The organism is Pantoea sp. SGAir0215 (assembly GCF_043543215.1).
Map to the genome: position 1 here is coordinate 2,262,582 of NZ_CP028031.1, position 21,568 is coordinate 2,284,149.

Below are 21,568 nucleotides of genomic sequence, written 5' to 3' on the forward strand. Positions count from 1 at the left end.
GTTTTATGATGAATGCCGGTTCACTCAACGGAGATAAAACGCATGAAAACCTGGCTCATTACCGGCGCATCCAGTGGTCTGGGTCGCCTGATGTGTGAAAGTCTGCTGGCCCGAGGCGATCGGGTTGTCGCCAGCGTACGACATGAAACGGCGCTGAATGATTTACGCGTGGCGTACGGGAAGACGCTACAGCCCATCGTGCTGGATCTCAGCGAGACGGCAATGATTAAACCCGTCATTGAGGCGGTATTCGCGCAGGTGGGACGAATCGATGTTGTAGTCAGCAATGCGGCTTACGGGCTGTTTGGCGCAGCGGAAGAGCTGGGCGATGCGCAGATTGAACGTCAGATTGCGACCAATCTTACGGGCTCCATTCAGCTGATTCGCGCTGTGATTCCATTTTTACGCGAGCAGGGCGGCGGGCGCATTGTACAGGTCTCATCTGAAGGCGGGCAGATTGCTTTACCCAACTTCAGTGTGTACCACGCCACGAAATGGGGAATCGAAGGCTTTGTTGAAGCGGTTCGCAAGGAAGTGGCGGCGTTCGGCATCGACTTTTTGCTGGTGGAACCGGGGCCAACGGCGACGGGATTTGGCGCAGGCCTGGATATTGCGGATGCCTTGCCCGTTTACCGCGATACTGCGGCAGGTAGCCTGCGGACAGCGATAATCAACGGTGAGTTTGCGATTAAAGGTGATGCACAAAAATGCGTGACGGCGATGATCGCCGCTGCCGATGCTGACAATCCGCCACTGCGCTTACCGCTGGGGAGCACGGCCTATCACAATATTGAATCGGCACTAAGCCTGCGACTGGACGCCCTGCGGGCAATGAAAGTTGTGGCATACAGTGCAGACAGGTAGAACGACGATGACGAGGGGACAACGGGCAGAGTACGTTGCCCCTTAACACGCGGAGGCCAGTCCTGACACAGCGCGGCATGGTGAGCAGAGAGTCTGTCGTGAGCAAAAACGGACAAGTGGTTTAGAAGGCTGGCGTCATGTACCCAACAGAAGCGGACTTAGCTGGGATTGAGCACAACGACGGCATAACGGCATACCTGATTTGTATCATTTCTGAATACGCAGTCTGCAGGGTCACCAAGCTCAAGGCAGTCGCCCGTCATCATGTCAAATGTCTGTGCACCTTCTACAAACGTCAGCCTGCCTTCAAGTACCCAGATGAGCTGCCGTCGTGAAAGATATGAAACCGACGGCATGGGTACCGCAGTATTGGCGGGAAGCTCAACGCTGACCAAATCAATCGGGATACGTCCCGGAGAAACGTGTCGGCGAATATAACCGGTTTCCGGATCCTGCCACAGGGGCTGATTTTCATGCCTCAGAAGTGAGCCACTACGGGCCTCAGTGAGGGCAAGCAACTGCGACATCGACATGTCAAACGCACCCGACAGGCGGGCCAGAAGCGTTGCTGTCGGACTGCTCTCGCCGCGTTCGATTTTATGTATCATCGCCCGTGATACGCCGGAGTTGTCCGCCAGCTCGGTCAGAGACCACCCTCTTTTTTCTCTTTCCTGCCGTACTTTGTGTCCGATACGGGAATTAAGTTCATCTTCTTTGTTGGACATTTTGTTTAATATAGTGGATAAGTAAGATGTTGTACGATTTGTCTACTTTAGTGAATTAATAACGGGGTGTCTATCATGCATATTCGTGCTGCAACGGAAAGCGATGCTGAAACCATCGCGGAAATTTATAACGATGCCGTGCTTAATACGACGGCTATCTGGAATGAAAAAACGGTGGATTTCCTGAATCGCATCAAATGGATAAGAGAACGTCAGGCCGCGGGTTTTCCCGTCATTGTGGCGGCAGATGAGAAGGACGAGGTAACGGGCTATGCGTCCTATGGCGACTGGCGACCGTGGGATGGTTACCGATTTACCGTTGAACACTCTGTGTACATCCATAAAGATGCGCGCGGGGCCGGTTCGGGTTATGCACTTATGCGCGAGCTTATCAGGCTGGCTACACAACAAGGTAAGCATGTTATGGTCGCAGGCGTTGAATCTGAAAACGTAGCATCACTGGCATTGCATAAAAAACTGGGATTTTCAGAGGCGGGAAGAATGGCTGAAGTGGGCACGAAATTCGGCCGCTGGCTGGACCTGACGTTTCTGCAGCTCCGTCTTGCATCCCCGGAATAAATGGCATTTAAGACCCGCAGAATGTGGTATAAAACAGTCGTATCGTTCAGGATGAACGATACGTGATCCCCAGTAAACGACTTCATAATAAAGGCTTCTGGGTCTTCGCCAACCTCAACCTGAGCAGATCGCTTTTCCATATTCTCCCAATGGCCAGGCGCATAAATTCTGGCTGAGGCGCGTCACACACAGCGCCCCAGCACGGCCTTGCGTTATGCCTTAAAATGTCTCCCAGTTGGCGTCTGAGGTTTTCACTGAAGCCGGAATGTGCCGACTGCGCGCGATCACCGGAGCGCTGGTCACGGTCATTGAAGAGGGCGCCGGTAACCGAAATACGGCCACGGTTTTTTCAAGTTCCAGCGCCTGATCCTCCAGGCTGCTGGCCGCCGCAGATGACTCCTCAACCAGCGCAGCATTCTGTTGCGTCGTGGTATCCATTTCCGTCATCGCCTGCGCTATCTGGGTAATGCCCCGGTTCTGCTCGTCAGACGCGGCAGCGATTTCGCCCATAATATCTCTGACCTGAGTGACGGATTTGACGATATCTCCCATGGTATTACCGGCACGGTTAACCAGTTCGGTACCGTTGTTTACGCGCTCCAGGGATTCGCGAATGAGTGCCTCAATTTCTTTTGCCGCAACAGAACTGCGCTGTGCCAGGCTACGTACTTCACCTGCTACCACAGCAAAGCCGCGTCCCTGTTCGCCTGCCCGTGCCGCCTCGACCGCGGCATTCAACGCCAGAATGTTCGTCTGGAAAGCAATACCGTTAATGACAGTGATGATTTCTCCAATTTTGCCCGAGCTCTGACTTATCCCACCCATCGTGGCGATCACGTCGCTGATAATTTCCCCGCCACGGCTGGCGTTATGTGATGCTTCGGTAGCCAACTGGCTGGCATGATGGGCGTTCTCAGCATTCTGTTTTACGGTTGAGGTCAGCTCTTCCATACTGGCAGCGGTCTCTACAACGGCTGCGGACTGCTGTTCTGTTCGTGAGGAAAGGTCAGTATTACCTGCTGCAATTTCAGAGGAGGCGCGAGCTACGCTGTTCACACCGTCACGGACTTTCGAAATGATAGTGCGCAGACTGTGATTCATGGCACCGACGGTGGTCATCAGTTCGCCCAGTTCATCAGTACGCGAACTGGTTATTTCTGACGTCAGGTCGCCTGCTGAAATGCGTTTTGCTGAAGAAAGCGTCTCTTTCAGGGGAACGGTAATGCTACGGGTCATTCTCCAGGCGACAACAAGGCTAAGAATAATACAGGTAATCGTAGTGAAACCTATCTGCCAGAGGGCGGTATGTATGTACTCTTCAGCCATCTGAGACTGGAAGAAAGCCAAATCTGTCATGGACTGATTGAGTTTGCCTGCGGCGGCCGTCATGTCGTCTGAGGCGTGTTTCTCTGCGTTAACGGCAAGAAGATAGTTGTTCAACAGCACAGGGCCGGACGTTGTTTTTTGCTCCACTTCGGCTAACAAGGTAGTGAATTCTGAAGCGGACGGACCGGACAGCTGGGTCTTAAGCGATGAGAGGGTATCCCTGATGCCAGCAAATTTATCCAGCGATGACGAGTCTGGCGTTTTAATAAATGCCTGCACATAAAACGCGGCCTGTTCGATCTTCAGGCTCAGCGTGAGCAGTTGAGCAGCAGCGTCAGCAGGAACGGACGTCTGTCGGGCAGCCAGTTTTTCTGACAGCGCGGCCAGTTCCAGGCGGTTCAGTTCATTCAAGGAGAGGACGGTTTTGTCTGTACTCGCAAGAAAAGTCTGCCGTTTCTCCCGATACTGATTCAGGGCAACGCTGAGAACAGAAAGCTTTTCACGCCCGGCCGTGGACCAGGAGTAGTGCTCCAGGCTTTGCCGTAAACCCGAAAGCTGGTTCATTGCCTCGCCATTGATTTCGATAAACTTCGTCTCACGAGTATACTGAAAAAGTGTGCGGTTAAGCCGGGCTTTAGCCAGTGAATCCAGCATTTGTACGGTAATGTCACGTTTGGCAGAGTTCTCTTTGATATTTAAAAAACATTTGAGCGCCAGCGAAGAGATAATCAGTGAGGCAAGAATAACTAACAGAAAACCCAGAACCAGTTTCCCGCCTATCTTTAAATTGTAAAAGCTTTTTATAATTTTCATTTAATTAACCCTGTGTTGAACGTTACCCCGAGCCTTAGGTTTTCTCAGGCGGTAATCGTGTATCGGCACAAAAGATACATTCCTTATGCTTCTTTTGTTTTTTTATCTGCCGTTTTTAACTTTCTTTGATTTTGATCAATTTTATTGTTCTTTCTCCACAGGTTGAAAATCATGGCGTTAACTATTGCTCGCGTTACCATCTGTATTCTAACTGTGTTTTTTAAACGAGTCGGGATATCGCTGGGGCACGTACTACCTTGACAGGTAAAAAGGGCAGTGTGCTTTTTGAGGTTGAAATACAGGCTAAGCCTTTTCACACGAAACAGAGTAGAGAAGGTGTCAGTGGTGCCGGAAAAGGCGTAGTAAAGACAGGCTAAGTGTGTGTACGGTTATTTCTGTTAAATAAATTTCAAAAACATCCTGACTCGCTTAATCATTCTCATGTCAGCTCTTTTTAAACAAAGCAATTGCCCGGTTACTTTTCAGGACAATTTAATATCGCAGTAGACCTGTAAAAAGTCCGGCTGATAATCCTGAGTGGTATTACCGCCTCGTTTGCAACGCTCAGGCATCAGTACAATAATAATTTAACGTGGGTGCCTGCTGGCGCCTACAGCTAAAGTAGCCTGGAACTGTTTAGTTGGTTCACCCCCGCTATTGAGTGGGGGCGTTTTTTTACTTCGGCCCAGGGCTGGCGCAGCATCTGTATTATCTTTGCGATGAAGAAGCTGACGCGCAGGATGAATAATATCCGCAGGAATATCTGATTAAATACGCTGAAGCAGGAATCTCACAGGGAGGCTTATGATGTTACCTATAAATAAAAATCGCAGTTTTCCACCAGACATGGGCGATTCTCAGTGAAATTACAAGCCAGCCTCAGTGGGCTTAACCCGAAACTGCCGATATGTGGCAATAGCATCGTCTGGGCGTGAGCCCGTGACTCAGACATGGCAGGTTTCGTTTCGGACGGGTAAAGCGTTAACCCCCGATTACGCCTGATACAGGGCGGCCAGCGTCAATCGTTCTGTAAAAGGATGTTAACGTTAAATGCCACTCTCTTTTTGTCGAGCCCCGAACGTCTTTTTAGGATGTGTAGCTGAATGTCCGCCACCGCCACGGCGCTTATCCCTATTTTCTTAACCCCTCTCCGCCAGTCCTTGCCGGCTAAGAATAGCGTATAAGGTTTTTTAAAGTACCAGTGAGAACTATTTTTCATGACCGCTACTTTTATTCGCATCGGATAGCGCTTTAACTTTACCCGGTAATAATTCTTTTATTGAAGACGGTTAATGGGCAAATTTGTACAATAATCCTGATTCCTGTAAAAATTAATGGCGGCGGCTTTTGAGAGTAATCTTATAAATGTGTTAAGCATCCGGCGGAAAGCCAAAACGCAACGGTAAAGCACCATAAAACATCGGGCGTGTCATGCGTGTATTACAATGAGTATAAGTGAGATGGAAAAAGGGTTAGCAAATAATTGTCTGGATTTTTTCAGGCGGGAAAATTTCCTTAAGAAATAATTCAGGAAGGTGGGTAATAATCAATGATTCACAACCCGCTGTTCTGTTTGTTTTTTCTTTAACCGTGGGACGAAGTGAGGGTAAGAAACGGAGAGGAAGCGTTAAGCCGGATGCGAGATTTGTATAAGGTTGCCCCGTAAAATCCCCAGAAAGAATTTCCGTCACGCTTGCAGTATTAAAAAAGTTTTATAGCCTTACAATGCCATGCTTAGCATGGAAATGAAGCATGTAACTTTTACTTTTAGGAGGAAATATCATGACTGAACATCGTGGCGGTTCCGGTAATTTCGCTGAAGATAAAGAGAAAGCTTCTGAAGCCGGCAAAAAAGGCGGCCAGCATAGCGGTGGTAACTTCAAGAACGACCGCGAAAAAGCCTCTGAAGCAGGTAAGAAAGGTGGACAAAACAGCCATCGTGGCTCCTGATTCACTTTAATTAAAGGACAGACTGCGGAGCAGGGAGCGCTCCATGAACAACGCCCGTTGAACGCTGCTGTTATTCGTAGAGATCCTTCTTTTATGTTTATCACTGGCCGGAAGGGTGGTTAATCTGTGAAAGTAAAAACGTTACTTGATCTGTTTATTCATGACCTTTCTGACGTTTACAGTGCTGAAAAGCAAATTTCGCGCCTTGATCAGATTATTGATGCCCGCGATAAACGTCGCATTGTTCATCTGAAATGCCATGCTCTGGAGGGACTGGTTGCAGACGCGCATTGCGCTTGCCTCTCCACTCGGCCTGAAAGAAGCATCACAACGGCGTGCGAAGAGGCTTGAAGAGGAAAAATCCACCGATGTAAAACTCAGCTGAGCAATACTAACGATAGCCAGGCCGGAGGCGCTTCGTTCCCCATGCACTGCTTATTACTCATGTACGTTCTGAACGCCAGGCATCGTGCATTCCGACGGCTGTCTGCCTGTGCTTCTTTTGTTTCAAACACGTGCGTTATCAGGAACAGCCATGCAGTACAGCCATTCACCTCATGCTCTCAGAGCCTTCAGTCATACAGGTTTCCAGATACCGCCTGTCTGAACGTTTACAACATTTTAAAGCTGGGTAAATTATGAAAATTCATCATCTTAATTGTGGATGTATGTGCCCGGTGGGCGGAGCGCTGTTTGATGGTTTCAGTAAAGGCCTTTATGCCCATCTGGTGTGCCATTGCCTGCTGATAGAAACAGATCGACACGGTCTGGTCCTGGTCGATACCGGTTTTGGACGGGATGATATGCGCCACCCAGAAAAACGTCTTTCTGGCTTTTTTCGGTTGCTGAACAATATTCAAAGGCGGGAAGCCCTCACTGCACGCTCCCGCATTGAGGCGCTGGGATTCAATGCTAACGATGTGCGTCACATCGTTCTTACTCATCTTGATTTTGACCATGCCGGGGGGCTCACTGATTTCCCTGGCGCGCAGGTACATCTGCTACAAACCGAGATTGATACATCACAACAGCGGCACAGTTGGCTGGCCCGCGAACGCTATCGGCCCGGTCAGTGGACCGGCCTTTCTGGCTGGACAGGCTATCAGGTTCAGGGAGAGCAATGGTACGGCTTTGATGCCGTAACCGCACTCAAAGGTCTTCCCGCTGAAATTCTGCTTGTGCCACTGCCCGGCCATACGCAAGGCCATGCCGGTATTGCAGTCAGTCGGTCGGAAGGGTGGTTGCTTCACGGCGGCGACGCCTGGTTCTATCAGGGCGAGATGGCGCTGCAGGATCCTCATTGTACGCCAGGGCTACGTTTCTATCAGTGGATGATGGCCATGGATAACGAAGCCAGAAAGCGTACACAACAGCAGCTTCGTGCGTTGTTGAGTCAGCATCATCAGGATATCACCTTCTTTTGCAGCCATGATGCGAAACAACTCAATGCCCTGAATCCCGGGGCGGAAAAAGAGTGATCATTCCCGATCACCTTTAACGTGTTAAGCAGGGCATTTTCGATGTGAAAGAGAAAATGTCGCTGCGATTAGCGTGTCGGTAACATCATTCTTTCTCTCATCTCGCAGAATTCAGAACCAGTTCAGGAATGCTGTGGCGTCGGTGGTGAACCCACCCGGGATCAGGACTGAAAAGCCTGTCAGATTCTCGTGAGATCAGCCAGGATGGAGGAAAAAGCACGTTTTGCAAAAGAAAACAAGCGTTTCCAAAAATACACCTGTACAGCGGACCATCAAGTCTATAACTTTACCGACACGTAATAGTTAACTCATTAAATATTTCCCCAGAGCCGACATTGTATAAAAACTCGTCCAGACCCGACGCCATGAGCGCCATTGCCCGCTACTTTGAAAGCGCGTCACTGCCTACGCAGCAAGAAACGCTGGGCAGCATTGCATCCGAAATACTTCGAGCAGGAAAAAGCCTGAACCGCACGGCTATTTGCAGCAAACTCGTCCGACGCCTGGAGCTGGCAGGAAGTGCAGAAGAAGAACAGCACTACCGTGAACTGCTGGGTCTCTTGTTCGGTCGTAAATCAGGTAACTGATCCGTTAAGGTTGCCAGGCCAAACCTGAATATCTGTCCTTGCCTGCTGATGCCTTGTATCACCTTCACTGCCTGTGCCGCTGTAAACCCCTGGCGGCATTGGCGTCATTCTGACTGAAGCGCACCGCTTCACATGCGGCTCTCCCGGAAAGCGAACAGTGATCCTCGCGTGATAGCGGTATTGCGTGCGTGCAGCTATGCAGCGATTTTCAGCGGAGCCTCAAACCGGTTTGTTGGGAAGCCACAGTAACTGTCTTTCGCGGGGGCATCCTGCAAGAGGAGGGACGCTTCTGCGTGTTTCCGGCGGGGACTGCGCACATTAAGTTCACTATTCATGGCTACCTGGCTCGAAGTAGGGCGTAACCAGCATATGGGGAATAGCGAGCGAAGCGAGCGCAGCAAACAGCGATTTAATGTCTGCGTCACTGGACGGGTACATCATACAGGTTGTCACTGCCGCCAGCAGGATCGCTCCTGCAAACACCGGCCAGGTTGCATAAAGGTAGCCTGTGTAATGCGCATAGCCCAGCTGAAGACGGCGTAACCGGGTTTGTGGCAGGGCATGCAGAATCAAAAATCCCATAGAAAAGCCGACAAAAGGCGGAAGGAGCAGCAGCGCCAGCGTCCCGGTCATGAGCCGCACATCGTGACGACTCACGCCGGTAATGAGCAGGCTAATGGCACAAAGTGCGCCGGCAATCGCCATGCATAACGTCACGGAGCCGGGCAGAGTGGGTGCCAGCCCTGCCTGGTGAAGAATGATGTTGTATTCTCGCGGGTGAAAGAGGGCCGGCGTCGCTATCATGCTGACGCCTCTGGCCAGACGTTCGGTTATCGCTCCCTTTGGGGCATCCTCAAGGGCAAAATGCAGCGCAGATGCCAGCAAGAAACCGGGTAATGCCAGTGCCGTAGACCAGTGCCACCAGAACAGGCAAAGCAGAATGATCACGCCATAAGCAGCCAGAAAGGGCACCTTACGTCCGCGTTTTACTACTGCCAGATCGCTGGCACCGTGAGCCATGCCAATAACACCTATTGCGACAATGGCAAAAATCAACTGCACGGGCATCGGACTGAAAGAGGCAGCCAGCGCTGCCCCCCAAAGTCCTGTCCAGCCGGCAATCTGCCGCAGAGTCATACCCGCACAGCACCATCAAAGGTGGTATGGCGCAGCGCTTTTTCAAGACTGGACGCCGCGTAAAAGGCGTAAAACACCTTGGCGATGATATCAAGAACCAGGAATGCCCATACGGACGCAGGATCGGTGATGATTTTTAATCCTTCCGGACCGACAAGGAAAACGATGGGGTAGATGAACCAGACCACCGTCAGCAATGCGACGTTTTTGTTGTAAGCCTCTGCCATCGCCCTGCCGCGCTCAGCGGCAATCGTACGTAACGGTCCCCAAAGAAGGTAAACCACGCCAAGAAACGCAGCACATGACCAGAGATACCATACCCATTTTGCGGCGAACGTTTCCGCCAGCGAAGAGACGAGACCGGTGATAATCATCATCACATCCAGAATGATGATGGCTGTTAAAAACCCGCCCATTTCACCCGGTTTACTCTGCTCATGAAAGGCAACCATAACAAGCCCTGCCAGTAAAACAGGCGTGGTGACAGACCAGTCAGCATAGCGGGCGAGATAAACGATGCTGCCACTCTCTGTGGCCAGATTTCCGAAACCAAAGGCCATGGCCAGATAAGCGGTGGCGGCAATAAAAGGCACTGAGGCATGCATTAACGTGTGATGTCGAAAGGGAAAGGTTTTTTTGCCTGTGGCATAAATTACCAGTGACGCAATTGCCATGACCGAAAACCCGATCAAAAATGCGGTTTGATCCATAATACTGTCTCCTTGCACAGACGCCTTTACATAACCGTTTGTGCTGCCATAAATTGAAATGAGTCGTTATATTCCGAATGAGAATATGCCTGAAGTATATGGCAACCTGTTCAAAGCGCGAGTGACTGAAGCGTATTTCAAAAACGGCTGGAGAAACAGGTTGAATAAATGCTTTTATATTCGGCACTGGCCAGGCGAGAAATGTAAAGAGCTGTTTCACCGGTTTTCACTTTTAACAGTTTTCGTCCATCAATAAAAGATTGTCAGGTATTTTTTGCCTTTATTATTAATGGTTTATTTGTAAATGGTGATTTTGTGGAAAAGGAGAATAAATAACCCGAAAGGAACAGAATTATATTTTTCGCTAGAGAAAATAAAATGGTGTACTAAGCGCGGGATAAGATTTTCAGAGGGCGTTAACCTGCCGCTATTAAAGAGCTTCTCGTATAATCACTGTTAGTGACTATATGGCTGACGCAATCCCCTTTCTCTGTGACGGAATACGCTGGCATTACATTGCTGTTAAGTCAGTCAGCTCACTATTACAATAAGCTGCATTTCATCTCAGAGAGAGCAGTAAAAGCGATTATGCGGCGTTACCCTGTGGAGGGATTATCCAGAATAACTCGCCCGGCATGACTAAATGTTTTTTCAGAACAAAGCGAACAGGTCTGGAAAGCGGTTCGTCTTCATTTTGCCTGATTAAAACCGCGTTAATGATCGCGGCATTATCTCAAGTGACGAGGTAAAGGGGAAAGCGCCCGCGTTATGCAACATGCTCTTCGAAACACGATCACGTCAGTGACCCGAGTTTTGACCTGCACCATATAACCGCATCTGCAGATAAGCCGCTTGCCGGAACACTAAATTAATCTTGAGGGCCTGGGCTTCAGTTAACGGGAGTGACACTTTATGACGACGCCAACACCTCAGGCTGTAGTCGAAACCTTCTTTCATCGTATCGCCACCTCAGAGGCGGTGAGCGAGATCGCTGAACTGGTCAGTGAAAAGGTGGACTGGCTTATCGCCGGTAATACACAAGTGGTTCCCTGGATTGGGCGTAAAAAAGGCAGAACAGGTGTGGCCGAATTCTATGCGCAAATCCGGGAGCAGACGACGTCAGAAAAGTTCGACATCAACGACATTCTTATCAACGGCAACCACGTCGTCGCCACGGGCGAGCTTGCCACGCGCGTTAAAAAAACCGGTAAGTTAATTGAGACCGAATTTGTACTCGATATGTACATCGAACAGGGGCTCATTACGCGTTTCCGTATGTTTGAGGACAGCTACGCCGTGTCGGAAGCCTGTCGTGAGTGAGAAGCCTCATCCGGTACGAGGAGAGAGAGGCGGCACGACCAGCAGGCGCAATACGGGTGAGACCGGACGCAAAAGCGCCCCGCAGCATTCGCGGGGCTTCTACCTTTACGGTGAAGGGTGCGCATCTTTCATGGGCCCACGGCTTCCGTCAGGGAAGCAATGGAGAAGATGGCATGTTTCTTGTGCCCCTGCCGACATTCCAGCTTGTCTCAGGGCAAGGGTCAAAAGTCTATTGCGGTGGGACGTATAACGATTTCGTTGATGTCGATGGCTTCTGGCTGGCTGATTGCAAACGCGATGGTTTCAGCCAGTTTTTCTGCCGGGATAGCCGTTTCGTGTATCTTTCTGACCTGCTCTGCTACGGCAGCATCTGTCACGCTTCCCGGTAAATCCGTATCAACCGGTCCGGGCGAAATAATCGTGCTGCGAATATTGTATGGCGTCATTTCCATACGCAGGCCCTCTGATATAGCCCGTACCGCAAATTTAGTCGCTGAATAAACAGCCGTGGTAGGGCGAACACGCAGGCCAGCTACAGAAGACACGTTAATGATATGGCCGCTTTTCTGGTCTTTCATAAAGGGCAGGGCTGCGGCAATGCCATACAGCGTGCCTTTAAGATTGATATCAATAGCCTTTTCCCAGTCCTCTACCCGCAACTGGTCCAGTCGTGAATTGGGCATAATACCCGCGTTGTTAATCAGCACATCAATCCTGCCGAACGTGTTTACAGCTGTCTTAATCAGTTTTTCGGCATCCTGACGGTTTGACACGTCCATCTGCACGACTTCTGCTTTTCCGCCCGCCCGAGTCAGTTCATCCGCCAGAGCAGTCAGCTTTTCAAGACGACGGGCACCCAGCACGACACTCGCACCTGCGGCGCTTAAAAGCCGGGCAGTGGCTTCACCAATACCGCTGCTGGTACCGGTGATAACAATGACTTTTCCACTCATATTACTGTTCATAGAAGATTACCTTTACTGGGTTACCGGAAATGACGAGAGAACCTGAACGGGTCGGGTAATAAACACCGGGTTTATTACCCGTCTTCAGAGTCAGGGAGAGTATAGGAGGCCGCAACGCTGTGTGATATTCCAGATTATCACCAGCTCAGTATGCAAAAATTCACAAGCTACAGGCAGGCTCAAGGCAGCCTTTAAGGAAGTCCAGGACAGTACTGATGCGTCTCGCATACCGGACATCTTCATGAACGCTCAACCAGATGTCCTGAATGAGAACCGGGCCATCGGGATCTGTCGGCACAAGGTGATATTCCTTCGCCAGGTATTCGGGTAACAGCGCTATACCGGCATGGCCAGCCGCCGTAATAGCCTGTATACGTAAATCATTACTGAAGAACACAACTTTCAGCCCCGCGCACTGCGCTTTCAGCCAGGCCTGCTGTGGCGTCTCTGTCACGTCCTCATCGTAAGCGATGACGCTCCGTTCTCCTGGTGTGGCGAGATATTCTGCACTGCCGTAAAGCCTGAACTTAACCTGGCCAACGCGCTGCGTACGAACGGCAGACTCAATGGGGCGGACCATACTGATGGTTATGTCTGCCTCACGACGGGTAAGTGAAAGACGTTCTTTGGTCACCAGGAGACTCAGGCGAAGACCCGGGTGATCCTGACGGAGACTTCCAACGTAAGGGGCTATAAAAGCACCAATGAAAGCCGGAGGAGCAGCAACCACTACGTCACCTTCTGCAACATCCTGTTCAGCACTGGAGTAACGTTCCAGTGAGTAGGCTGCCGCATTCATCTGTTCTCCGTAACGTGCTATCTGATGCCCGTCTTCCGTCAGAACATAGGCCCGCGGCCGACGGTCAACCAGCCTGAGATTAACCGACGCTTCAAGTGAGGCTATCCTTCGGGCAATGGTTGCATGATCGACGCCCAGTTTTTTTGCCGCAGAGGCAAGTGAGCCAGTCTGGGCAAAGGTTGAAAAATAGCGCAGATCTTCCCAGTCAAACATAAGGCCTCTCAATACCGGTAAATCAAACTAAGGGTAAAAAGCGATAACTTGCGGCATGCCTTTGCTGCAAGGCCAGGCATCGTAACGGTGCATCAGACGGCTCCTGCAACTGAAAGGTAGCCGGAAAAAGCGTAAAAAACAGCGCTGTTAAACGGTTTTTTTGCCTCTGGTCAGATGAACGACTGTTTCTGGGACGACAACCTCGCTCCGCGCGAAGCCATTGAACTGGCGTTGCGCCGTTCGGTAACTATGCAGACAGAGCAGGGGCACCCAAGCGGTTGCCTTATCGCGTTATCCGTCAATACCTGTTCGCCCGGGCATGAGCATATCCGTAAGCTTCTTGAAGCACGCCGCAACCGTATCCGCGAAGGGTTCCTGAAATGCGTTCTCAAAGCAACAGACTCGGGCGAACTGGCTGCAGACACGAATGCACAGGCACTGGCCAGGTATCTGCACAGCGTTGAAACAGGTCTGTCAACCGAAGCGCGTGATGGTGCAACAGGCGAGGAACTGAATGCCGCAGTAACCTTCGCGATGAAGGCCTGGGACGCCAGTCGTTTGCAGCATGTTAATGAGTGAGGGCGTGAGGTTGTTTTAGTCTGCTTTTGGTACAGCGCGGACATCTGCATCCTTCATCGACTGCTATGAGCGGAAATGTGACGTTCGCAGTTGCTCTTTCAGGTGACAGTGAGCGTTGTTCAATTGATGGCAAGTGTATCAACTAAGGGAGCGATCTGGTTATGCTGTATCGCTTAATGCCAGCTGGCTCAGGCTCGCCCCATGCAGATAGTAATTTACGATCTTGTCATTTATTCTGCCGCCCAGAGACTGATAAAAACGGTTAGCGTCAGAATTAGATTTCTCAGCGTTCCAACTGAGGCTATGGCATTCGTGTTTAAGCGCAAGCATGGCTATAAAGCGCATCATCGATTTACCGATACCTTTACTTCGAGCTTCCCTGGAAACATAGAGCTCTTTGATGTGCAACTGACTGCTGTATCGGGGAGAAGGGAAAAGCAGGCTGCAACAGGCCAGTCCAGTAATGCTATTGTCGCTGTGAGCCTTGATTACCATGGTTCCGGAAAGCGGGTTAAACAAAAAATTACGGAGATAATCCTTCATCAGCGATTCATGAATTGTTCCCTTGCCATAATAATGTTCTTCCATTTCAGTAAAAATGGTTACCATGGATTCCCATTCCTCAGGTGGACATAATGCTACCTTTACTTCCATGTTTATTCCCTTTCGTTAATTCAGTATCGTGGTCGCCAGGGGACATTTTCGCGCATCAATCTGCATTATTACCAGAACTTCAGGCTGGCTGGCAGATTTGCAGGGGCGGCTTTGTCATTCAGAAAGGCCCGCCCGTTTCTCTCTTGATTGTCCCGATGTGTCGATTGTGGCTCTTTCTCAGTTGTTTAAAAAAGTCTTTAAAGAGCGAGGAGAGCCCATTACATACTAAAAAAGCACGACCAAAACAGTCGTGCCTTATCAGGCTTAAAGAAAAGGGCTATTGCAGCTTAATGCCTTTCGTTTCGGGTGCCATCCACACCACAACCATTGCGGCGATAAAGGCCAGAACCGTGGTCGCCAGCCCTGCGGTAAATCCCCCTATGCTGGCAACATAGCCAATAAGTAGCGGTGCAATAAACCCACCTAAGCGACCACCGTTATAAGCCAGGCCCATTAAAAAGCCGCGTGACTGTGTGTCGCCAATAATCTCGGCAAGAAAGGGCCCGGAGCCGGCAAAAATACCGTTTACACCAAACCCCGCCATAAAGATGGCTGCCATCAGAACCAGTGGCTGGCTTGTCGCCAGATACAGGCCGACTGCCACAGCGCCGATAAACAGGTAGAGCAAAAACATGGGCCTGCGCCCCCATTTATCTGCCAGGAGTGAAAACACAAGGAAGCCGGCAATCGCACCTGTTTGCAAGGCCAGCACAAATTTCAGGCTGTGCAGGAAATCAAGGTGCTTCACTTCACGTAGATAGGTGGGCGTCCAGGTAAAAACACCCCAGAACAGGTACTGAATGAAAAAAATAAAGGTAAAGGCCAGCAACAGTCCTTTTAGATTCGTTTTGCCCGACCGCGCCGTCTGGGTCGGTCTGTGAGCCCGTTCCCGCTGGCGTGCCAGCCACACTGGCGATTCAGGCGTGATATAGGCAATGACCATCATGATAAAAACCGGCAAGGCGCCAATCATGAAAAGGTATCGCCATCCGCCGTTTTCCAGTTTGCCTGTCATCGCCGTGACCAGTGCCGTCAGCCCAATCGCTAAAATGGCCCCCACCGGCAAACCCATTTGCATCAGTGCACCACCCCGGGCACGGCGTTCAGGGCGCCACGTTTCGGCGATGAGCGCTGCCCCTGAGGTCCACATCCCACCCATTCCCAGTGCCCCGCAAAATCGCAGCAAAGCAAAGGTTTGTTGATGATGGGAAAAGGCCAGCAGTCCTGAGAAAAGCGAATAGATCGTAATACAAATGAAAGCGGTTCTGACTCGTCCGATTTTGTCGGCGACCATCCCGAATAGAATGCCGCCAATGATTTGTCCGCCAGCCGTGGTGCTGATAAACAGACCCAGTTCAGTTTTGCTGACAGCAAATACCACGCCAAGCACAGGCAATAAAAGCGAGAGCAAAAATGAGTCATAGCTTTCAAAAGCCCACCCGAGCCCACCCAGCGCGAGCGTTCGTTTTTCTGCCGATGTTTGAGAGAGCGTCAGGCTGGCTTCATTCTGTTCCAGTGAATGAGCCTCATGCGGTCTTGATTTGATATTCATCAGCATTCTCCAGGGAAGATAAGCGATAACTCAACGCTGCGGTGCGCCAGAAAAGGTGTGCTTTTTCGTCGGCAGACACGTGTTCAGCCAGCCGTTTGCAGGCGTTCCAGAACACGCCATAGCTGAACATGCCTTTGTCGACCGGGAAATTGCTGGCAAACATACAGCGTGTGACGCCGAACGTTTCGACCAGCGTTTCAAACAGTGGCCGACAGGCGAGAGAGAGCGTCAGCGAGTCCGGTGGTGTGGCGTTTTGTGCGAAGGGAAAGCCCATGACAGTCATGCCAAAGCCGCTGATCTTCATGCTGACGTTTGGTCGTTCAGCCAGAGCGGTAATGGCGTTTTGCCACGTCTGAAAGGTGGTATCCCTTTTGCCAGCATAAGGCCCCGTGCCGATCGGCCCGCCGCAGTGGTCCACAATGATATGAAGATCGGGTAGCGCATCTGCCAGCGCAATAATGTCATCAAGCTGGGTGTGGTAAACCCAGACATCCAGCGAGAGTCCGTTCCGGACAAGGCAGGCTGCGCCTTTGCGAAATGCGGTAGTGGTGGCAAGGCCAGCAGGCGGTGTGACAGGGCTTGATACGACGCGGGGATCACTGTGCCAGGCAAGCGGATTACGCATTCCTCGTAAACGTCCACCTGAGCGCGCCATCATGAATTCAATGACGGGTTGCAGGTCATCTCCTGTCAGCAGACTGGCACCACCTACAATCGCTTCGCAGCCTGCTGCCTTACCATAATGGCCACTGTCAAACATAGCGGCGGCGCCGCTCGCGAACTCAACCTCACCCACGGGCCTGAAAGCTTCAGGTCCGTTACAGCGCAGCATGGAACGGCACTGCACATAAACCGTCGACAGAACCCGGTGTCCGGACTGCTCAATATCGTGGCTGAACTCAGGAACCAGATAACGTCCTGACTGGCGATCCCATAAGTGGTGATGAGCATCCACTATCGTTAGATCGGGCATCAACGCGTTTTCGTGATGCCGTGCCAGCCAGTTTTCTCTGACAGGCAAATGCGGTGCGTTAACTGTCTCCATCGCTTCCCCTTATGCTTTGTAACCGAACCCAATCTGACGTTGCTGACAGGGCTCGGGAGCCAGTCTGCACGCAATGCGAGGTTTACAGAGTAAAACTGTGTTTTACAGAATAAATTGACTATAGAGTCATCGCCCAGCGGCAAGCCAGCAAAAAGAGGATGTTAATTGTGTAAATAAGATGTTAATCACAAATAGCCGGTCTTAACGTCAAAGACGCGTTTTTAGAGGGGCCATCATGTTGCAACCTGTACGTGTCAACCAGCAGAAGATTGGGTATGTAGCATAATCAGCTGCTGGTTATGCAGACCCTCGCTTTAAGCAATAAACAGACGTTACCCACAAATTTGACTATTGAACACCGGGAAATGATAAGCCAAAAATCTTGCAGGTATTCACTCCTCTTCCATGAGCTTATCCGTAGATAATTCCATCAACTTAATTTTTTTATTTTTATATTCATTAAAAAGATTTTCATATTCAGCCTCTTTCACTTTATGAGCGCTTTTCCTCCATTGGACTGATAATCCTATAAGTAGATGACTAAAAATTACACCATTCAAGCCAGCGAGTATAATCGCTGCTGCTTGCATTGATGTTACGGATGAAGCATCTAGTTCAATTGCTAATGTCAGTGAGATCAATAAAAATGACAGATAAATAAAAGTTGCAAGGCCAGAGTTTATATCTGTCATTGCATTTTTAAAGCGAGCCAGAAGGCCTGGGCTGACTATGGAAATCTGATAAGGCTCAGAATACTGAAGCCTACCATCAAGCTTATTAAAGTAACCAACGGGTTTGTTATATGTGGACATAATTTCAATTAGAATTTCGTGATAAGTCGGGTCTTTAATGCCTGTAATATGAGTATTGATATCATTCTTTACAATTTTAAGTTGAGGATGATTTTCAATGCTTTTTTTATCTATTTTTGAAAATTCAATGACATCTTTAACTCTCAACTCTTCATCTTTAAAAAGAGATGTTGTTAATGCAGCAACACCAGCAACTATAGCAACAGATGAAAATCCCATTTTACACCTCAGTATTAATTAATTGCTCTTCGATAAAATAAATTATATAGTTTGTTTCTTTTTCGTCAGTATGATACACCAATTTACAGTAACCTACTCCTGCAAGTGACTAAGGTTGTTATCCATTCTGTTGATTTAGGCATAATGTTAGTATAAGACGAAAACCCGTACATTTGATGGCCCTTTCACTCAATACTTAAACACGGTTTCAACGTAATAAAGCCCTCATGTGGCACGTATCGACGTTTAGCCTTAGAACGAAAAAAACTGGCGAAAATTTTATAATCTCTTCCGATAAGGCGCCTGTCGACTTAAAGGTAATTCGATTACTATCAAAGCGAATTGGACATATTGCGTAGATAGTCTGGTGAGATAATACCTTTTCTAACAGGTTCTGCGTAGTAAAAACTGATTACCTGATGCTCTGAGTTTTCCAAAAATCTATAAACTTGTTTTCAGTGTTTTTCAGGATAGTGCAGGATTTAAAATGTAAAGAGCCTTAATTAAAAATTTGATGAAACTTTCCGATAACTATCTGTAACTAAATCCAAAGTATGCTTTTTCGTCAATTGAAACGTTAAAAAAGCGAATCGATGAAATCGATAGTGCACCGGTTAACCTCATCGCGCAACGCAGCGAATGTGTTAAGGCTGCTGCAGCGTTCAAAACTGATCGCTCAGACGTTCGTGCGCCAGATCGTGTCTGTCAGGTTATCCGTGGGATCATTTGACCCGCCCCCGAAAAACCCAGAAAGCCCAGCTATTGTAGGCCAGTGTCAGGGGCATAATGATGGCGATGCCTGCCAACAAGAAATACTGGCCGGAGGCACCTGAAGAGGCGTCATGCAGCGTTAACGTACCAGGAATCAGCCATGGATACATGCCGGTCATCAAGGTGATAAACGTGAACGTCACCATCAGCAGCGCAAAAATTAACGGCGATAAAGCGGCGTTACTTTTCAACTTCACGACCAGCCCTGCCCAACAGAGTGCGACAAGCGCGAGGCTTATTTTTCCGGGAAGCGTTGAGAGGGCTTTCTGCCAGGGGGCAGGTAAATACGCTATGTTAAAAATGAAAAACAGGAAAGTCAGCCCCAGTAACCACCCACTCAGTTGCCTCGCACGTATGTTTGCCTGATCGCCCACGCGCCAGCGTATCCAGCAACAGGCCAGCAGGCTGTTAATCCATACCATGCCCAGGCCACTGATTAATGCATATCCCGACAGCCAGCTAAATTCGGTTTGACCCGGTAAACCGCTCACCAGTAAGCCGGCCATATAGCCCTGCAAGAAACCGGCCGCAAACGATGCGATAAAAAGGACGAAATCAAGCCAGCGCTTAACGCGAGATGAAGCCTGCCCGCGGTATTCCAGCGCCAGCGCACGGCCAAAGAGGGAGAAAAACATCAGAAACAGCGGAATATAGATAGCATTAAAGATCCGACTGTAGGCCGCGGGAAATAACGCTAAAAGCGCACCCGCAGTCAGGACAAGCCAGGTTTCATTAGCATCCCACACAGGCAGGATGGACTGGACCAGGCGGCGGCGATCCTGCTCATTATCAAAAAAAAGAATAACGGAACCGACGCCCAGATCGGTTCCGTCCAGCAAGAGGTAGATGAGTAACGAAAAGGCTACCGTGGCGGCGGACAGATCATCGAGACTCATGAAGAGGCCTCCGTGCTGATTTCGTCGCTGAGCGCATGACTGTCGAACGAATTAACGAGGCGTAAGAAATAGTAGATTCCCAGGCCAAAGACCAGAGAATACACCCCGATGATGCCGGTGAAAGAGAAGATGACGGTCGATAAGGAAAGGGGAGCAATACTTTGGTCGGTACGTAATAACCCGTAGATCGTCCAAGGCTGACGGCCCACCTCAGTCACGATCCAGCCTGCGAGCAGGGCAATAAAGCCAGCGGGCGTCAGGCCCACAACCCACTTCATCAACCGGCGCGGCCACAGCGCGCGCCGGTAACGCAGCCAGAGCGCGGCCAGGCTGGTCACAAAAATAATGAGCCCCATGCCTACCATCACGCGGAAAGCAAAAAAGACCGGCCAGACCGGCGGCTGTTGATCTGGCTGGAATTCGCTCAGGCTTTTAATGTGCCCGGTGAGGTTATGGCGCAAATAAAGTGAGGCCACTGTCGGGATCGCCACTTCTGCGTGGTTAACCTGCGCTTTTTGATCGGGCAGGGCGAAAAGGCGTAAAGGCTCCCCCTCACCCTGAGGCGGCCTGCGCCAGCTGCCTTCAATTGCAGCCAGTTTAGCAGGCTGGTAGTCACGGGTTTTTTCACCCTGCAGATCGCCCGTTACGATTTGCAGCGGCATAGCAATCAGCAGCAGCCAGAGGGACCATGACATCACACATTTCGCGGCACGGTCGGCGGGCTGCTTGAGTAACCGCCATGCACTGGCCCCGGCAGTCACGCAAAAACTCGCAATAAGAGAAGCCAGCACCATATGCGTAAACCGCAGTGGAAACGAGGGAGAGAAGACGATGCTTATCCAGCTCCTGGCATGGAAAATGCCATGCTCATCGCGGAGATAGCCAACAGGCGTTTGCATCCAGGAGTTGGCGGCAAGGATCCAGAATGCGCTGAGGAAAGCCCCTAACGCCACCAGGCAGGTTACAACGAAGTGCAGTTTTGGGTTTATTTTACCCATACCAAATAACATCACGCCGGTCAGGCCTGACTCCAGGAAAAACGCCACCAGGATTTCATAAAACATCAGCGGGCCCATGACGCCACCCACTTTATGAGCAAAGGGGCTCCAGTTGGTACCAAACTGGAATTCCATGACCACACCCGAGACGGCACCCACTGCAACCGTGAGCGAAAAGACACGCATCCAGAACTGAAGCGCCTGCCAGTGGTGTGAACGGCGGTAGCGTAACCAGGCTCCTTCCAGCAAAACAATGAGCAGGCCAAGCCCCAGGGTAAACGCCGCCAGCACAATGTGCATGCCTATCGTCAACGCAAACTGCGCGCGCGACAGCAAGAGTACGATTTCGGATTCAGGCATCAGCTTGGCTGACCACGGTAACGGCTGACACCGTTTCCAGACGATTGTCGTCTCTCCTGGCCCGACGCGCACATGTCTTGCCGGGCCGGTTTTATCTCCCGCCGTAACGTATCGTCTTTCATTAACCTGATGATGTGCTCATCAGCCCGTCCTGCCATCTGCGTCGTTTTTGCAGCATGAACGATGACTAACGCCACCGGATTAAACGCCCCGGAC

Annotated in this window: 19 protein-coding genes and 2 pseudogenes; 9 read left to right on the plus strand and 12 right to left on the minus strand. The window is 50.3% G+C overall.

Annotation, left to right across the window (positions count from 1 at the left end; all coding sequences use genetic code 11):
* Positions 1-42 precede the first annotated feature (42 nt).
* Positions 43-864 (plus strand): SDR family oxidoreductase, encoded by an 822-nt coding sequence (locus tag C1N64_RS10660; RefSeq protein ID WP_039340923.1) that lies wholly within the window; start codon positions 43-45, stop codon positions 862-864.
* Positions 865-1,022: 158 nt separating this feature from the next.
* On the opposite strand, the gene C1N64_RS10665 is transcribed toward C1N64_RS10660, so the two are convergent.
* Positions 1,023-1,589: a helix-turn-helix domain-containing protein gene (locus C1N64_RS10665; RefSeq protein ID WP_039340921.1), complete on the minus strand. Its 567-nt coding sequence runs from the start codon at positions 1,587-1,589 to the stop codon at positions 1,023-1,025.
* A gap of 75 nt (positions 1,590-1,664) precedes the next feature.
* Here C1N64_RS10665 and C1N64_RS10670 point away from each other — a divergent pair, with 75 nt between their 5' ends.
* On the plus strand, positions 1,665-2,168 hold the full coding sequence (locus C1N64_RS10670) for a GNAT family N-acetyltransferase (RefSeq protein ID WP_205954468.1): 504 nt from the start codon (positions 1,665-1,667) through the stop codon (positions 2,166-2,168).
* Positions 2,169-2,387: 219 nt separating this feature from the next.
* On the opposite strand, the gene C1N64_RS10675 is transcribed toward C1N64_RS10670, so the two are convergent.
* Positions 2,388-4,307, minus strand: coding sequence for a methyl-accepting chemotaxis protein (locus C1N64_RS10675; protein WP_367143138.1), 1,920 nt, complete (start codon positions 4,305-4,307; stop codon positions 2,388-2,390).
* A 1,782-nt stretch (positions 4,308-6,089) separates the two neighbouring features.
* On the opposite strand from C1N64_RS10675, the gene C1N64_RS10680 reads away from it, so the two are divergent.
* From C1N64_RS10680 to ycgZ, 4 genes and pseudogenes are all read left to right on the plus strand, one after another.
* The gene (locus C1N64_RS10680) at positions 6,090-6,257 is read left to right on the plus strand and encodes a con-10 family general stress protein (protein ID WP_033738455.1); all 168 of its coding nucleotides are present in this window, start codon (positions 6,090-6,092) and stop codon (positions 6,255-6,257) included.
* A gap of 126 nt (positions 6,258-6,383) precedes the next feature.
* A pseudogene (locus C1N64_RS10685) lies at positions 6,384-6,642 on the plus strand (hypothetical protein).
* Between the two features lie 253 nt (positions 6,643-6,895).
* A complete protein-coding gene (locus tag C1N64_RS10690) occupies positions 6,896-7,735 on the plus strand; it encodes an MBL fold metallo-hydrolase (protein WP_164483162.1) in 840 nt (279 codons plus the stop codon).
* 335 nt (positions 7,736-8,070) lie between these two features.
* Positions 8,071-8,322 carry a regulatory protein YcgZ gene (gene ycgZ / locus C1N64_RS10695; protein WP_039340900.1) on the plus strand — a complete coding sequence of 84 codons (252 nt, stop codon included), beginning with the start codon at positions 8,071-8,073 and terminating at the stop codon, positions 8,320-8,322.
* Between the two features lie 327 nt (positions 8,323-8,649).
* Here the strand turns inward: ycgZ and C1N64_RS10700 are convergent, their stop codons facing one another.
* On the minus strand, positions 8,650-9,459 hold the full coding sequence (locus C1N64_RS10700; protein ID WP_172912372.1) for a Brp/Blh family beta-carotene 15,15'-dioxygenase: 810 nt from the start codon (positions 9,457-9,459) through the stop codon (positions 8,650-8,652).
* Complete coding sequence (locus tag C1N64_RS10705; RefSeq protein ID WP_039340894.1) at positions 9,456-10,169, minus strand: bacteriorhodopsin; 714 nt, start codon at positions 10,167-10,169, stop codon at positions 9,456-9,458. The genes C1N64_RS10700 and C1N64_RS10705 overlap by 4 nt, the downstream gene beginning before the upstream one ends.
* Before the next feature lie 912 nt (positions 10,170-11,081).
* Between C1N64_RS10705 and C1N64_RS10710 the strand changes: the two genes are divergently transcribed.
* On the plus strand, positions 11,082-11,489 hold the full coding sequence (locus tag C1N64_RS10710) for a nuclear transport factor 2 family protein (protein ID WP_033738445.1): 408 nt from the start codon (positions 11,082-11,084) through the stop codon (positions 11,487-11,489).
* Between the two features lie 221 nt (positions 11,490-11,710).
* Here the strand turns inward: C1N64_RS10710 and C1N64_RS10715 are convergent, their stop codons facing one another.
* Both C1N64_RS10715 and C1N64_RS10720 read right to left on the minus strand, forming a co-directional pair.
* The gene (locus C1N64_RS10715; protein WP_394514777.1) at positions 11,711-12,454 is read right to left on the minus strand and encodes an SDR family oxidoreductase; all 744 of its coding nucleotides are present in this window, start codon (positions 12,452-12,454) and stop codon (positions 11,711-11,713) included.
* Positions 12,455-12,614: 160 nt separating this feature from the next.
* Entirely contained in the window at positions 12,615-13,466 is an 852-nt protein-coding gene (locus C1N64_RS10720; RefSeq protein ID WP_185199839.1) for a LysR family transcriptional regulator, read from the minus strand.
* 174 nt (positions 13,467-13,640) lie between these two features.
* Here C1N64_RS10720 and C1N64_RS10725 point away from each other — a divergent pair, with 174 nt between their 5' ends.
* Positions 13,641-14,045 carry a TetR family transcriptional regulator C-terminal domain-containing protein gene (locus tag C1N64_RS10725; protein WP_394514778.1) on the plus strand — a complete coding sequence of 135 codons (405 nt, stop codon included), beginning with the start codon at positions 13,641-13,643 and terminating at the stop codon, positions 14,043-14,045.
* Positions 14,046-14,204: 159 nt separating this feature from the next.
* On the opposite strand, the gene C1N64_RS10730 is transcribed toward C1N64_RS10725, so the two are convergent.
* The 4 genes from C1N64_RS10730 to C1N64_RS10745 form a co-directional block, all read right to left on the minus strand.
* Positions 14,205-14,699, minus strand: a complete 495-nt coding sequence (locus C1N64_RS10730) for a GNAT family N-acetyltransferase (RefSeq protein ID WP_205955215.1) — start codon at positions 14,697-14,699, stop codon at positions 14,205-14,207.
* 277 nt (positions 14,700-14,976) lie between these two features.
* Positions 14,977-16,251: an MFS transporter gene (locus C1N64_RS10735; protein WP_185199840.1), complete on the minus strand. Its 1,275-nt coding sequence runs from the start codon at positions 16,249-16,251 to the stop codon at positions 14,977-14,979.
* Positions 16,226-17,296: an amidohydrolase family protein gene (locus C1N64_RS10740; RefSeq protein ID WP_367143136.1), complete on the minus strand. Its 1,071-nt coding sequence runs from the start codon at positions 17,294-17,296 to the stop codon at positions 16,226-16,228. The genes C1N64_RS10735 and C1N64_RS10740 overlap by 26 nt, the downstream gene beginning before the upstream one ends.
* 392 nt (positions 17,297-17,688) lie before the next feature.
* Complete coding sequence (locus C1N64_RS10745; protein ID WP_205955216.1) at positions 17,689-18,327, minus strand: hypothetical protein; 639 nt, start codon at positions 18,325-18,327, stop codon at positions 17,689-17,691.
* A 568-nt stretch (positions 18,328-18,895) separates the two neighbouring features.
* Between C1N64_RS10745 and C1N64_RS10750 the strand changes: the two are divergent.
* Positions 18,896-19,042 (plus strand): annotated as a pseudogene (locus C1N64_RS10750) (chorismate mutase); the annotation flags it as partial.
* A 7-nt stretch (positions 19,043-19,049) separates the two neighbouring features.
* Here the strand turns inward: C1N64_RS10750 and C1N64_RS10755 are convergent.
* On the minus strand, positions 19,050-19,994 hold the full coding sequence (locus tag C1N64_RS10755; protein WP_394514779.1) for a cytochrome d ubiquinol oxidase subunit II: 945 nt from the start codon (positions 19,992-19,994) through the stop codon (positions 19,050-19,052).
* Entirely contained in the window at positions 19,991-21,352 is a 1,362-nt protein-coding gene (locus C1N64_RS10760; RefSeq protein WP_394514780.1) for a cytochrome ubiquinol oxidase subunit I, read from the minus strand. The genes C1N64_RS10755 and C1N64_RS10760 overlap by 4 nt, the downstream gene beginning before the upstream one ends.
* Between the last annotated feature and the right edge of the window lie 216 nt (positions 21,353-21,568).

Coding starts and splice junctions, on each gene's coding strand:
- C1N64_RS10660 (WP_039340923.1), top strand. CDS start 43: ATGAAAACCTGGCTCATTACCGGCGCATCCAGTGGTCTGGGTCGCCTG.
- C1N64_RS10665 (WP_039340921.1), bottom strand. CDS start 1,589: ATGTCCAACAAAGAAGATGAACTTAATTCCCGTATCGGACACAAAGTA.
- C1N64_RS10670 (WP_205954468.1), top strand. CDS start 1,665: ATGCATATTCGTGCTGCAACGGAAAGCGATGCTGAAACCATCGCGGAA.
- C1N64_RS10675 (WP_367143138.1), bottom strand. CDS start 4,307: ATGAAAATTATAAAAAGCTTTTACAATTTAAAGATAGGCGGGAAACTG.
- C1N64_RS10680 (WP_033738455.1), top strand. CDS start 6,090: ATGACTGAACATCGTGGCGGTTCCGGTAATTTCGCTGAAGATAAAGAG.
- C1N64_RS10690 (WP_164483162.1), top strand. CDS start 6,896: ATGAAAATTCATCATCTTAATTGTGGATGTATGTGCCCGGTGGGCGGA.
- C1N64_RS10700 (WP_172912372.1), bottom strand. CDS start 9,459: ATGACTCTGCGGCAGATTGCCGGCTGGACAGGACTTTGGGGGGCAGCG.
- C1N64_RS10705 (WP_039340894.1), bottom strand. CDS start 10,169: ATGGATCAAACCGCATTTTTGATCGGGTTTTCGGTCATGGCAATTGCG.
- C1N64_RS10710 (WP_033738445.1), top strand. CDS start 11,082: ATGACGACGCCAACACCTCAGGCTGTAGTCGAAACCTTCTTTCATCGT.
- C1N64_RS10715 (WP_394514777.1), bottom strand. CDS start 12,454: ATGAACAGTAATATGAGTGGAAAAGTCATTGTTATCACCGGTACCAGC.
- C1N64_RS10720 (WP_185199839.1), bottom strand. CDS start 13,466: ATGTTTGACTGGGAAGATCTGCGCTATTTTTCAACCTTTGCCCAGACT.
- C1N64_RS10725 (WP_394514778.1), top strand. CDS start 13,641: ATGAACGACTGTTTCTGGGACGACAACCTCGCTCCGCGCGAAGCCATT.
- C1N64_RS10730 (WP_205955215.1), bottom strand. CDS start 14,699: ATGGAAGTAAAGGTAGCATTATGTCCACCTGAGGAATGGGAATCCATG.
- C1N64_RS10735 (WP_185199840.1), bottom strand. CDS start 16,251: ATGAATATCAAATCAAGACCGCATGAGGCTCATTCACTGGAACAGAAT.
- C1N64_RS10740 (WP_367143136.1), bottom strand. CDS start 17,296: ATGGAGACAGTTAACGCACCGCATTTGCCTGTCAGAGAAAACTGGCTG.
- C1N64_RS10745 (WP_205955216.1), bottom strand. CDS start 18,327: ATGGGATTTTCATCTGTTGCTATAGTTGCTGGTGTTGCTGCATTAACA.
- C1N64_RS10755 (WP_394514779.1), bottom strand. CDS start 19,994: ATGAGTCTCGATGATCTGTCCGCCGCCACGGTAGCCTTTTCGTTACTC.
- C1N64_RS10760 (WP_394514780.1), bottom strand. CDS start 21,352: ATGCCTGAATCCGAAATCGTACTCTTGCTGTCGCGCGCGCAGTTTGCG.